The 12,642-nt window shown below is 40.0% G+C and carries 11 protein-coding genes; 3 read left to right on the forward strand and 8 right to left on the reverse strand.

Annotation, left to right across the window (positions count from 1 at the left end; all coding sequences use genetic code 11):
• Positions 1 to 76: 76 nt before the first annotated feature.
• The 3 genes from ACM0OP_RS05135 to ACM0OP_RS05145 form a co-directional block, all read right to left on the reverse strand.
• The gene (locus ACM0OP_RS05135; protein ID WP_414527315.1) at positions 77 to 1,810 is read right to left on the reverse strand and encodes a diflavin flavoprotein; all 1,734 of its coding nucleotides are present in this window, start codon (positions 1,808 to 1,810) and stop codon (positions 77 to 79) included.
• A 480-nt stretch (positions 1,811 to 2,290) separates the two neighbouring features.
• The gene (locus ACM0OP_RS05140; RefSeq protein WP_414527316.1) at positions 2,291 to 2,866 is read right to left on the reverse strand and encodes a DUF924 family protein; all 576 of its coding nucleotides are present in this window, start codon (positions 2,864 to 2,866) and stop codon (positions 2,291 to 2,293) included.
• 5 nt (positions 2,867 to 2,871) lie between these two features.
• A complete protein-coding gene (locus ACM0OP_RS05145; protein WP_414527317.1) occupies positions 2,872 to 3,438 on the reverse strand; it encodes an SRPBCC family protein in 567 nt (188 codons plus the stop codon).
• A 279-nt stretch (positions 3,439 to 3,717) separates the two neighbouring features.
• Here ACM0OP_RS05145 and ACM0OP_RS05150 point away from each other — a divergent pair, with 279 nt between their 5' ends.
• Genes ACM0OP_RS05150 through ACM0OP_RS05160 form a run of 3 tightly spaced genes read left to right on the forward strand, consistent with a single transcriptional unit; the run spans position 3,718 to position 5,372 of the window.
• Positions 3,718 to 3,912 (forward strand): hypothetical protein, encoded by a 195-nt coding sequence (locus ACM0OP_RS05150; protein ID WP_414527318.1) that lies wholly within the window; start codon positions 3,718 to 3,720, stop codon positions 3,910 to 3,912.
• A gap of 30 nt (positions 3,913 to 3,942) precedes the next feature.
• Positions 3,943 to 4,107, forward strand: a complete 165-nt coding sequence (gene rd / locus ACM0OP_RS05155) for a rubredoxin (RefSeq protein ID WP_414527319.1) — start codon at positions 3,943 to 3,945, stop codon at positions 4,105 to 4,107.
• Positions 4,108 to 4,139: 32 nt separating this feature from the next.
• Complete coding sequence (locus ACM0OP_RS05160) at positions 4,140 to 5,372, forward strand: BaiN/RdsA family NAD(P)/FAD-dependent oxidoreductase (protein WP_414527380.1); 1,233 nt, start codon at positions 4,140 to 4,142, stop codon at positions 5,370 to 5,372.
• A 139-nt stretch (positions 5,373 to 5,511) separates the two neighbouring features.
• Here the strand turns inward: ACM0OP_RS05160 and ACM0OP_RS05165 are convergent, their stop codons facing one another.
• From ACM0OP_RS05165 to ACM0OP_RS05185, 5 genes are all read right to left on the reverse strand, one after another.
• Entirely contained in the window at positions 5,512 to 7,701 is a 2,190-nt protein-coding gene (locus tag ACM0OP_RS05165) for a GumC family protein (protein ID WP_414527320.1), read from the reverse strand.
• A gap of 445 nt (positions 7,702 to 8,146) precedes the next feature.
• The gene (locus tag ACM0OP_RS05170) at positions 8,147 to 9,361 is read right to left on the reverse strand and encodes an endo-1,4-beta-xylanase (protein ID WP_414527321.1); all 1,215 of its coding nucleotides are present in this window, start codon (positions 9,359 to 9,361) and stop codon (positions 8,147 to 8,149) included.
• Positions 9,362 to 9,405: 44 nt separating this feature from the next.
• Positions 9,406 to 10,209 carry a WecB/TagA/CpsF family glycosyltransferase gene (locus ACM0OP_RS05175; RefSeq protein WP_414527322.1) on the reverse strand — a complete coding sequence of 268 codons (804 nt, stop codon included), beginning with the start codon at positions 10,207 to 10,209 and terminating at the stop codon, positions 9,406 to 9,408.
• Positions 10,190 to 11,260 (reverse strand): glycosyltransferase family 4 protein, encoded by a 1,071-nt coding sequence (locus ACM0OP_RS05180; RefSeq protein ID WP_414527323.1) that lies wholly within the window; start codon positions 11,258 to 11,260, stop codon positions 10,190 to 10,192. The genes ACM0OP_RS05175 and ACM0OP_RS05180 overlap by 20 nt, the downstream gene beginning before the upstream one ends.
• A 125-nt stretch (positions 11,261 to 11,385) precedes the next feature.
• Positions 11,386 to 12,636 (reverse strand): O-antigen ligase family protein, encoded by a 1,251-nt coding sequence (locus ACM0OP_RS05185; protein WP_414527324.1) that lies wholly within the window; start codon positions 12,634 to 12,636, stop codon positions 11,386 to 11,388.
• Between the last annotated feature and the right edge of the window lie 6 nt (positions 12,637 to 12,642).

The following is a 12,642-nucleotide window of genomic DNA, read 5'->3' on the forward strand; positions in this document are numbered from 1 at the left end:
CAGTCCCCAGTCCCCAGTCCCCAGTCCCCAGTCCCCAGTCCCCAGTCCCCAGTCACTAGTCCCCAGTCCCCAGTCACTAGTAATGATTACCAATTTTGCGGTGATGAACGGCTGTGAGTGCATTTACCTCGGCAACTCGTCCGGTTTGAACAGTGCTATAAATCACCCAATGATCTCCACAATCCATGCGGCTGGTGATTTCACATTCCATGTAAGCTAGAGCTTCAGCTAAAATAGGCGATTCATTAGTAGCAGCCGGATATGTTTTGACTCCAGCAAAGCGATCTGCACCAGGAGCAAAACGCTTGAGAAAATGTTTCATTAATCCTTGATATCTGCCTTCCTCTAAGACGTTTAACACAAAGCGATCGCCTACCTGCATTAAGGATACAATTGCTCTATCTTTGGCGACTGCGATCGCTACTCCCAAGGGGTTAAGACTTGCTTGTGTCACCCAAGAAGCCAGCATTGCACTTTGAACGTCTCCTTTTTTGGCGGTGATAATGTACAATCCTGTGCTAATCCGCCCTAGAGATTTTTCGATTTCACTATTGAGAGATTTGATTTGTTTAATTGAGCGATCTTTATTCAACCATTGTCCTAAATCTGTTCCTGCTTCATCACATAATTGCTCTGTGACTTTGGTGGGAATTTCCTTAACTAAAATAGGGGGGAAAGCTGCAATTAATCCTAGTTCTTGAAACTTATTGCGTAAGGGATAAACGGGTTCATCCTCTCCTCCTCCTGACTCTAATAAACCAATTACTTGTTTATGATGAGCAGCGGCCAAAATAGTGTTTAAAGCTGCTTGGTCTGTAATGGAAGATTGGGGAGGCATTGCAATCACTAAACCCGCCGCTTGTGCAACTAATTCTCTAATTTCTTGGGGTTCGGCATCATTGAGAGCTACTAATTCTATGGCCACGCCTGTTTTTGTAATACCAGAGGCGATCGCTCTTACTAAACTCTCACTATAACCGTAATCTTCAACATAAAATAAAGCCACTAATGTCTCTGTTTTAGCTTGACTTAAACTCCAAGTTTGATAACGTCCTATCCATTCAGCAATAGAGTGTTTTAGTAAAGGACCATGACCTGTGGCAACTGTTTTTATTTCTAATTTGTCAATCCGCTTTAAAGCTGCCAAAACAGACCGCGCATTCGGCCCCATGAGACAATCATAATAATATGCAAAGTCTTCTTCGATTGCAGTAAAATTCTCATCATAAGTCTGATCATCACAGTAGTGCATTCCAAACACGTCACAGGTGTAAAGAATACTAGTTCTATGGTCATAGGTGAAGATGGTATCAGGCCAATGTAAATTAGGGGCAGAAATAAATTCTAATTCGTGTCCGTTTCCCAAATCTAGGCGTTCTCCACTTTTTACCAGCATTGATTTAAAGGGCTGGTGAACCATATCTTCTAAAAATTTTATTGCTACTTTAGCCCCAACAACAGTAATATCAGGAGCTAATTGCAAAATATCTTTAACTAAGCCACTATGGTCTGGTTCAGTGTGACTAACAATCAAATAATCAATCTGATTTATGTCAATTAATCCGTTAATCACTTCTAGATACAATTGGTGAAATTTGCGGTGAGAAGTATCAACTAAGGCTATTTTTTCACCTTGAATTAAGAAGGAATTATACGTTGTGCCATTTCTTAAACCAAACTCAACATCAAAACGTTCTCTATCCCAATCAAGACAACGAATAGCAGTTGTTTGAGGAGCAATTTCTACCGTTTCAATTGTCAACCGTCCAGGGTTGGAACTAACTTGATTAAGCTGTGTGAGTGTAACCATTAGTTTTGTCCAAAAATCTATTATGTATAGTGAGTTTCCTTATCTCTTATGTTTACTTGAAAACTTCAATAAGTAAAATGCTAATTTCTAAAGTAATTGATTAGTAAATTTTATTATTTGTAGAATTGAATAATCATGAAAAAGTTAAATAGTGGCAATAAGTTTAATAAATATAGCTGGGGAGTAAGGAGTAGGAAGTGGGGAGTGGGGTAAAAGCCTTTCGGTGTATAACTTTTATGATAAATTTATGTCCTAACGTCCTTGGCGGTTGCTATATGACTAAATAACGGAAGCCTCGCTTGCGGGGTGGGGTTAGGGGTGGGGTGACCTGATATAACTTCCTTGACGGTTGCTATAAATTTCCACCTACAGCAGTTTTCATGTATTTAGACCACACTCATGTATTTCTCTCTGCTCCTCTGCGCCTCTGCGTGAGATAAAAAAGATGTGGTTCATTTACCTGAAAATCGCTGTAAACTGCTAAAACCAGGAATTGGGCTGTTGCAAAAATTCCTTTTCCGCCACAGTAGAATTACGTCCTAAAATGCTATTACGATGGGGGAAACGCCCAAAACGCTCAATTATTTTCTTATGTATCAATGAGTGTTCAATTGCTGTAGCACTATCAGGATCGTGGCTCAGTTGCTGAAATAGCTTCACACACTGACGCTGATGGCTGAGGTTTTCACTGTGTTCAAAAGGTAAATAAATAAACCAACGTTGTACAGGCAACAATTGGGAATCATAACCTCTCACAACTGCTTGTTGGGCGGCGGAAAGTGCTTCCCAGTCAGTTGCAAAGGCTTCCGCTTGACCACGGAACATATTTCGGGGAAACTGATCTAACAGTATGATTAGTGCTAAACAGGTATCTGGTGCATCGATCCAGTTGTCTAGATATCCACCTGCTGCCTTTTCATAAGTGGAAAAAAACCGATTACGGATTTCCTGATCAAATTCCCCATTTTCCCTAAACCAATCAGCCTGGGGTTTGCCATAGTCAAATGCATCCGGATGACCAAACCAAAATTCCAAAATTGTTTTTGCCTGTGACATCGCCTTTATTGAACCTTACACAAAACTTGTCGCATTTTACGCATATTTGCAGGCAATTCCAAATTCATGGCTTGTTGAATGAAAATTGCAGGAATGGGGATATTAGGTGTGGCTTTGACTTGATATGTTAATAAAGTACCATTACCATAGTCTTTTAAATCTAACATGGCGGTGAAATCGAGGAAAGACCCCTTCTCCATGCGGAATTGAATTTGCTTTCCTAGTAACTCTACGACATTGAGGTAAATTTCCACTTGGGCTGTCAAAAATAAGAAATTTTTCTGTGCTGCTTGATATAACCGTTTTGCTTCACCTTGGGATATGACCTCGCTTTTGGTGATATCAGGAAAGTATTGTACCCAACGAGGGTAATCAATTAATTGCTGCCATACCCGCGATCGCACTAATGGTAAGTACATACAGGCGGTAACAGAACCACCCCAAGCTGTGTGAGATTCGGTTTGTACCAAAACTTCACCACCCATCACTGACAATTGCTTGTCTTGATTCCAAGGCATATTCATACCTTTAATCATCGAGTCTGAGATATTTGAAATATAAGATGCAGTCATATTAATTTCCGTTACTCCTCAACTTCTCCACCGGTTAGCGCTGAAACTGCAAACTATTAAATAGGGTTGAGTTCAACTAACTCAATTTCAGTACCAGTGCTATGGTGCTGAAACTAGTAATGTTTAAGAAATTATTCTGGAATTATATGGTAAAAACTGTATGTTTTATGACTCTTTATCAAAACTATAAGTTAGGTAAGGTGAAAATATCACTACCTGGAGATGAAAATCCCGCTATCAACAGCTAAAATGGTATTCTTGATTTCAAAGGGAAATGAAGTGAATCAATCTTCCTTAAATCGGACATTAAACCAAATTTTCGGTATTCTTCTCGGTATTGGATTAGCTATGTGGGTACTGAGAGGTTTTGGTATTTTGACGTTTCTACCTGGGGGAATCATTGGGCTATTTTTACTAGGGGCGATCGCCGTGGGGATTCTTAGTTATGTGCAGAGAACCTGGTGGCGCTTTTAAACTAAATATAGTGGTAAAATATACACTAATATGGAAAAGTATATCTGTACTATTTGCGGCTACGAATATGACCCCGAAATCGGTGATCCCGATAGCGGTATCGCCCCCGGAACACCCTTTGAAGATATTCCAGAGGATTGGGTGTGTCCAGTGTGCGGGGCGACCAAAGACTTATTTGAAATCCTAGAAGTGTAAAAAATAATCAGTATTTGTCATTGAATAATCAAGTGTTGCCGTTAAATATTGTAGTTGTTGGGGGTGGGGCGGCCGGATTTTTCGGCGCGATCGCCTGTGCAGAAGCTAATCCTCAAGCCCAAGTCACATTAATCGAAGCTAGTCGTCAACCACTGGCTAAAGTTCTGATTTCCGGCGGTGGACGCTGTAACGTAACTCACGCTTGCTTTGAACCCGCCAGATTAGTGCAAAATTACCCCAGAGGTGGGAAAGCGCTGCGGGGTGCTTTTACTCGCTTTCAAGCTCAAGATACCGTAGATTGGTTTACAGACCAGGGTGTACATCTCAAAACCGAAGCCGATGGGCGAATGTTTCCCATTACAGATAATTCCGAAACAATTGCAGAATGTCTGATTAAAGCCACATCAAAAGCTGGGATAGAATTACGACTAGAGACACCAGTAATTTCCGCAAAACTACTGCATCCGGGATTTGAAATTTTCTTAAAATCGCGAGAAACCCAAAAATGCGATCGCCTCCTCTTAGCCACAGGAAGCAACCCTCTAGGTTATAAAATCGCCAGAGAATTTGGTCATCAAATCGAACCCCCTGTACCCTCCTTATTTACCTTTAACATTCCTGATCCCAAACTCAGGTCATTAGCTGGTGTTAGCCTCAACTCTGTACAAATCCGGTTAGCTGGTACAGGTAAACCCCCTCTACAACAAACAGGGCCATTGTTAATTACCCACTGGGGAATCAGCGGACCTGCTGTCCTCAAACTTTCCGCCTGGGGTGCTAGATTTCTCCACGAAAACCGCTATCAAGCCACATTATTAGTCAATTGGCTACCGGAGTTCAACCAGGAACAAGTGCGGCAAAAAATCCTAGATGTGAAGACACAATGGGGTCAAAAGGCGATCGCCCTCCATCGTGGCATTGACCTACCCCATCGCCTCTGGCAATATATTGTAGACCGTGCAGGCATCACCACAGAAGACCGTTGGGCGGAACTCTCCAAACCTAAATTAAATCAACTAGTCCAAGAACTAACTCAAGGCGAATACCCCATCACAGGTAAAGGCGTTTTTAAAGAAGAATTTGTCACCTGTGGCGGTGTCAACCTGAAAGAAATTAACTTTAAAACAATGGAAAGCCGATTAATTCCAGGTCTTTACTTCGCTGGAGAAATTTTAGACATTGATGGGATTACAGGTGGTTTTAACTTCCAAAGTGCTTGGACAACCTCATACTTAGCAGGTATTGCAATGGGGAGTAGGGAGTAGGGAATGTGGGGAATGTGGGGAGAAATATTTTCAGTTTCCAATACCCAATACCCAATCCCCAGTCCCCAATACCCAATCCCCAGTCCCCAATCACCAATCACCAATCACCAATCCCCAGTCCCCAGTCCCCAGTCCCCAGTTACCTGATCACAGTTAAATTTTCACCGGGGAAATATTTGGCTGCATGGTAAAAATAACTACTAGATTCATTCATTTGACTGACACCATTTACCACCAAACCTAAGACATTATGACTGGTTTTTGCCAACAACTCCTGAGTTGCAGCAGCACTGCTGTAATCAATCACACCAGGTCTAGTTACCAACAAAATGCCATCTGACATTCGGCTTAAACTGACAGCATCGGCAGCCACTAACAAAGGAGGCGCATCAATAATCACAAAATCATACTGAGATAAAAAATCATCAATTAATGAAGCCATCCGCTTGGAATCTAGCAAAGCTAGTGGGTTGGGAGGACGAACTCCAGCAGTTAAAACATGAAGATTATCCATCACGTGATGAACAGCAGTTTCAAACTCATTCTCACCGACAAGAACTTCACTTAAACCGATTCTATTGTTTACTTGCCAAAGATGATGTTGAGTGGGAACCCGCATATCTGCATCAATTAACAGCACCTTACGTCCTAGTTGAGCGATCGCAGCAGCTAAATTTGCCGAAACTGTAGACTTACCTTCTTTAGGAACTGCACTACTAACTACTATAGTTTTCACCACCTCATCAGAACTCAGGAACTTCAAGTTAGCTTGAATCATCCGGTAAATTTCGCTAGTCAGGGAATGAGGGTGATCTCTCACAGCCACCTCTGGACGGTTTAACTCCGAATCATCATCGCGGAAACGTAGTTTTTGCCTTGAGAGAGGAATCACACCCAGCAATGTATAGCGAAATACCTCTGTAACTTCCTGGAGTGTTTTCAGAGATTTATCCTTAATCTCGAACAACAGCACACTAGCAGTAGCCAAAAATCCACCCAACATCACACCCAAAACCACAACAATCAATTTCTTACTTGCGGCTGGGTTGTTAGGAACTCTTGACTCAGAAATAATCCTAGCATTGGGTGTATTCACATTTTCTGCTAATTGTAATTCTTGCACCTTTTTGAGTAGGGTTTGATATGTAGATTGCGCTACATCAATTTTCCGTTCTAACTCCCGTTGAGTTTCTTCCAACTGCGGTATAACTCTCATGCGTGCTTCATAAGCAGAACGGGAATTAGATAAAGATACTAACCTTTGATCTAAGCCAAAGCGCTGCACTTCTAGTTGCAGGAAATTTTGGATCAAGTTTTGTCTAAGTTGATCAATTTGCAACAAACTTTTAGGGATTTGAGTTTGTTGTCCTAAAGTTTCCTCAATTTGTTCTTGTAGCAGTGTGATTAAATTAGCCTTTCTCGCTTCTAGACTAATAATTACAGGATTTTCATTCTGAAACCGACTCCCTTCATTAGCTAACTGTCTTTCTACATCTTGCAACTGTGCCAACACTCCCTGAATAGCAGGAGACTGACTCAGAGTACTTACCGCGATCGCTTCCTGAGAATTTAAAGCTAATTTTTGACGTAGTTCCTGACTTTGAGCATTAATATCAGCTAATTGAGCCTTAACTGTATTCATCTCCTGATCTAAATTGCCAACAATTCCGACACTTATCCGTGTTTCCTCTCCTAAATCTGCAATACTATGTTGCTGTTTAAACATCCTCAGCGCCGCCTCTGCCTTCCGCATTGTAGCTTGAGTATGGGGCAGTTGTCTGGACATAAAACTGCGAGTAATTTCCGCTTCTCGCCGATTTGTCAACACCTCATTTTCTAAATAAAGACTCATGACAGTGTTAACTACAGCCGCAGCTTCTTCCGGATTACGGCTAGTATAACTCAGCTGCAAAACATCAGTCCCTCCAATAATTCTCAGTGTTAGTTGCTTTTGTAGATATTCAACTTTCAGCAGTTCACCATCGCTATTTTTCAGTTCCAGTTTATCTATGACCTGCTGTAATAAAAGCGGAGAAGAAATAACTTCTATCTGTGTGCTAATCGGGTTTTGATCAGACATCAAACTCCTCAAAGATCCCGCTTCATCACCTTCATTAAAATTGGGTACAAGACTAGTGCCGACAATCTTAAAAGAAGGCATTCTAAAGAGAATTTTACCCTCAGCCTCATAGGATGGCTTGAGGAAAGTTGTTGCTGCAACACTCAGGGCAACAGTACCTATAAAAATAGTGCTGATAGGTAGCCATCGTCTTTTAATTATTCTGAAGTAACGAATCAAGTCTAAATCGAGAGATTCTCTATATTCCATAATTTTTTATTATTAAACTTGTTTTATTATTAAACTTGCGAAATTGATTTTTTTATAGCAGTTCCCATGCTCGTAAGGTACAAAGTTTTTTAGTTTTAGGGAACAGGGAACAGGGAACAGGGAACAGGGAATAAATTGGTGTGTACTTCATGAGACTGGGAAAGGCTATATTCAGAAAATTACCAAATTATTCTGTCAAAATTGATTAAATTCCCACTTCTTATATCAACAAGAGATTAAAGATAATTTTCGCAAAATGCTATATTTTTTTAGTAACTACCGTTAAACGAATTACTGACTACAGTGTATACTAACTCCATTAGAAACAGGTATCACTAGCAACAAAATCTACTTTTTTGAAGAAAGTATGAGATATCTGATTGATGGTCAACGCCCATATATTGCAAATATCTCATACATAGGTGCTTAAACGAGTATTGTTAGGTTAACGCAGGGGAGCATTGTTAAAAGCATTAGACATCGCATTCCAAGCTAATTTACGCTGCATTTGATCATCCAAAGGTAGAGGACGAACAGGCGCTTGATCAGAACGAGCAGCAAATTCTGTCAGCCAAGTATAGCGATCGCTCAATCCCCAATTTAGCACAGCAACCACAGCTCGCTCATTCAAAACAGTTGCGAGATAATCTTGATAGACTCCAGCCACAGTTTGATCACGCGCTTGGATATTTATTGGTAACTGATTATCTGTCACGTCAATTTCTGTAATCAGAATTTTTAAACCAAGATTAGCGACCTCGGTCAAAAAGTTCCGCAGTTTCTGAGCATTAAAGCGAGTTTCACCACCAATTAAATGAGCTTGGATACCCAAAGCATGAATTGGTGTTCCTTGGGCTTTCAACCTTTCTAATAGCCTTAAAACAGCATTTCTTTTAGCTTCGTCTTGAGGTGTATCATAGTCCAATCCGTAGTCATTATAGACCAACATAGCATTGGGGTCAGCCTGAGCTGCCGTCCTAAAAGCCAGATTGATATAGTCTTCACCCAACCAATTCAGCCAAGGAGTATTTCGTAATCCATTACTGCGTCCATCAGGAATGTGAATTGCTTCATTCACTACATCCCAAGAATGGATTCTACCTCGATAGTGATTAACAACAGTTGTAATATGATCCAAAAATAACTGTCTAGCATTTCTAAAATTGACCACACTACCAAACCATTGTGGCAAAGCACCAACTTCATGCCAAATTAAAGTGTGGCCACGGAACAAAAGTCCATTGGTTTGAGCAAAATTAAACAACCAATCAGCCGGTCCAAAATCAAAGGTACTCGGTGTCGGGCGTAAAAAATTCCACTTTAGTTCCCATTCTGGGACAATCATCGCACATTCACGCACTACAGCCTGTGCAAATTGAGTGTCTGAAGATACAGCATACTGGCGCACAGCAGCCCCATAAATTAATCCCTTGTTAGCGGCTCGTTGGCGTAAAGGCGTATTACCTAAACTAGCGAAATTAAAGTTGTTCAACGTTGGCGGATTCAATGTGGGCTGCGTCAAATTGAATGACGGATTCATAAATTGATGAGCCAGCGTAGATGCACCGAGACCAGTCAATCCTCCCAGACCTAACAACAGTGTCTGTCGCCGAGTAAATAATCTCTCTGAAGCCGAGGTATGGGATCTCAAATAATTCATGTTTTTGTATGCGATTTCAAATCAACATTTTTCTACAGTTAGAGTTATTTTTTCAACTCACGTCCGTTGTAATTATGCCACAAATCTAGTAACAATAGTTTTAATAAAAACCAAGGCTCCAGTAAATACCGTCGCCATAATCTTTTAGGTTCAGCAATCAGACGAAATAGCCATTCTAAACCAGTTTTACCAGCCCATCTTGGCGGAGTAGGAATTGCCCCTGCAACATAATCAATAGCGGCTCCACAGGGTAAAATCACATTAGTAGAAATTTGATCTAAATTGTCTATAATCCAGTTTTCCTGTCGTGGCATACCCATACCCACCATCAAAATGTGCGGCTGATATTGATTAATCTGTGTGAGGATTTCTTGATTTTCTGGGCTATCCTGACAACTATTAAAATAACCATTGGCCGTGACTATTTGTAAGTCATTAAACTTTTGTCGAAAAACCTCCACACCCGTTTCTGCAATTCCTGGTTTTGAACCCAAATAAAATACGCGCCAGCCCCGTTCAGCCGCCGCCGCCATTAACGGATTAATCCAATCTACATAAGTCACTCTTTGCTCACGTTCTAGAGAAAAACCTAAAAATTTTCCCAACAATACCAAAGCCATCCCGTCTATATGTACATATTTCGCCTGAGCATAACAATCCCGCATTTTGGAATTGTGATGATAATTATAAACACTATGCAAATTATGATGAGCAATTATCCACTTCTTTTGCTGATCAACAGCTTCACCAATCAAAGCATTAAGCTGAGAAATAGACAGAGGGTGAATAGTCACACCTAAAATTGCAATTGGCTGAGGAATATCCCCTTCATCTAAAGAGTTTTTCATAAGATTCCACCATTGTTTCTACAGAAAATAAAGATGCACGTTTTAAAGAAGATTGACGCAAATTTTCAGCCAACTCTGAAGAATCTAGGATTTCTTGCACAGATATTGCTATTTTTTCAGCATTATCTGAAGGTACAATGAGGCCTGCATCACCCAAAACTTCCCGCATGGCTGGTATATCACCCCCAACTATAGGTATACCCAAACCCATAGCCTCTACTAAAGCCATTGGCATTGCTTCATATAAAGAAGGAAATACAAACACATCTGAAATACATAGCAAATCCAAGACATCCTCAGATTTCATCTCACCTAAAAAATGAACTCTCTCCTCTAATTTCAAGGTGGAAACTTTTTCCTGCAAGGTTGTTCTTAATTCACCGTCACCTATGAGAATTAAATGAGCTTCAGGTATATATAGCAGTGCTTCAATCAAAGTAGTTTGATTCTTTTGCAGAGCCAATCTACCAACATTCACCAGTAAAGGGATATCGGCTGGTAAATTCCAACGGGTAAGAACTTCTTTAGCAGAATTTTGGGGATTTAATTGCGGGATACCATTATATATTTTTCTTACATATTTTTTATACTTTAATGGGTAGTCAACTACGGAATCTACCACCACCTGGGAAACTGCTATATTTGCAGTGTAAAAAGCTCTTGTGCCTAAAACCCTATCGACAAACCTTGCTGCTTTGGGATAAGTCTGGACTGGGTTATGTTGAACTGCTAATCTTCCCGGTACGCCACAAAATTTAGCTATAAACTGACCGATAACATTCGCATAGTGAGTATGGGTAATCAAAATATCCGGCTTATGCGATCGCAGTAACTCTTGAAACTTAAATATAATCTGTAAGTAATCTAACCCAGAAGGTGGATGTTCTAATAAAACTTTTACACCTGGAAAATCCACATAGGTAGGACGTTTAAGATACAAAAACCATACTTCTGCATCATAACCGCGATTTTGCAGAGCTTCGTTAAGTAGCATGGCGACTCGTTGCGCTCCACCAGCTTCCATTTGCGTAACTAATTGAACAATTTTCATACTTAAGTTTCAATTATGAGGGATAAAGTTTACTATGATTGAAAACAGCCTACAAGAAAAAAATTAATTATCATTGCTGGATATCAACAAATTTTATATTTGATGTAAATGAATTTTGGGGATTTTTATATATTGATTTTCTTCAAGGAATCAGGATATTTTAACATTGATAGAATTACCGTTACATAGAGCAACCAATAAATTTCATTTTGCCGTAATAAAGCGCTTTCAGTTTGGTTAGATAACCAAAAGTAAATCATACACAGGATCGGCCAAAAACCATCCCAACTTTTGCTTATTCGTACCCAAGCTAATCCCTTGAATGCATTTACTAAAAATCCTAATAAATATATAGATAATCCCACTAAACCTAAATCTAACCAAGTATCTAACAAACCATTATGAGAGTTAGGAGGGTTCCATTTTGTGGCTCTCCAAACATAAGCAGATTCACTATCCCACTCACCCCAAAACCCACTAAAACCATAACCTAACCAAGGGCGCTCCCAAATTTTATCTAACACTGCTGGCCAAAGGTCTGCACGTCCTGTCAGGGTGGTATCTTTACCCATAGCACCCAAGAGATATTCTAGATTATCTACGATTGCTAAATATGAAAATTGTCCGATGACAGCTAACAAAAGCAGGGTTGGAAGCATCAGTATATATGGTAAACGGACTGTTTTAATGAAGAACAAAGCAATCAGAATAATTAAAAAGTTAATAACTGATGAAGATGATCTAGCTAGCAATAAAAGAATCATGGAAAATCCCAATCCTACCCATAATAAGCATCTGTATTTATTTTGGTTTAGGGCTGTCAGTAAAAAAATCAAGCCACTTAAAATCATGACTTTTCCTAAAACATTTTTATGAGTAAATATTCCCCGCCATGCGCCTGCGTGTTTACCCCCCATGATTCCATATTTAGGTAAGGCGACAATAAATAGCAAACTGAGGATAATCACTATTCCAAAAGTCCAGGCTAGTAACTGAAGTTGTTCTTTTAAACTATACCGAGTCCCTAAGTAAACTCCAAATAAGGTAGTACCCAGTAGTGCTACGCTACGAACTAAGGTAGTGCTTGGTACAGGACTCCATAAATAGGAGAGGAAACACAGTCCTATTAATACAATTATGTATCTATCTTTACTCATAATTGTCAGGACTTTCTTCCAGCGTAAAACCAGTAGAAAGAAAGAAATTGCATAGTTGAGGAAGAAAACAAGTTGAATTAAGGCATAATTTGCTGTGACTATAGAGTTATCACCTTCGCTGGCTCCTCCTGATAAAATTACAGCTAATGGACCTCCTGTATAATTGACTAAGGAAACTACTGTGAATATCTGTTCAGCCAGGATTAGGCGTTTATTCATAAATAG

Source organism: Nodularia chucula CCY0103 (assembly GCF_963923915.1).
Classification (GTDB): domain Bacteria; phylum Cyanobacteriota; class Cyanobacteriia; order Cyanobacteriales; family Nostocaceae; genus Nodularia; species Nodularia chucula.

What these genes read in the sequence shown, in the direction of transcription:
- ACM0OP_RS05135 (WP_414527315.1), bottom strand. Translation starts at nt 1,810, where the DNA reads ATGGTTACACTCACACAGCTTAATCAAGTTAGTTCCAACCCTGGACGG.
- ACM0OP_RS05140 (WP_414527316.1), bottom strand. Translation starts at nt 2,866, where the DNA reads ATGTCACAGGCAAAAACAATTTTGGAATTTTGGTTTGGTCATCCGGAT.
- ACM0OP_RS05145 (WP_414527317.1), bottom strand. Translation starts at nt 3,438, where the DNA reads ATGACTGCATCTTATATTTCAAATATCTCAGACTCGATGATTAAAGGT.
- rd (WP_414527319.1), top strand. Translation starts at nt 3,943, where the DNA reads ATGGAAAAGTATATCTGTACTATTTGCGGCTACGAATATGACCCCGAA.
- ACM0OP_RS05165 (WP_414527320.1), bottom strand. Translation starts at nt 7,701, where the DNA reads ATGGAATATAGAGAATCTCTCGATTTAGACTTGATTCGTTACTTCAGA.
- ACM0OP_RS05170 (WP_414527321.1), bottom strand. Translation starts at nt 9,361, where the DNA reads ATGAATTATTTGAGATCCCATACCTCGGCTTCAGAGAGATTATTTACT.
- ACM0OP_RS05175 (WP_414527322.1), bottom strand. Translation starts at nt 10,209, where the DNA reads ATGAAAAACTCTTTAGATGAAGGGGATATTCCTCAGCCAATTGCAATT.
- ACM0OP_RS05180 (WP_414527323.1), bottom strand. Translation starts at nt 11,260, where the DNA reads ATGAAAATTGTTCAATTAGTTACGCAAATGGAAGCTGGTGGAGCGCAA.
- ACM0OP_RS05185 (WP_414527324.1), bottom strand. Translation starts at nt 12,636, where the DNA reads ATGAATAAACGCCTAATCCTGGCTGAACAGATATTCACAGTAGTTTCC.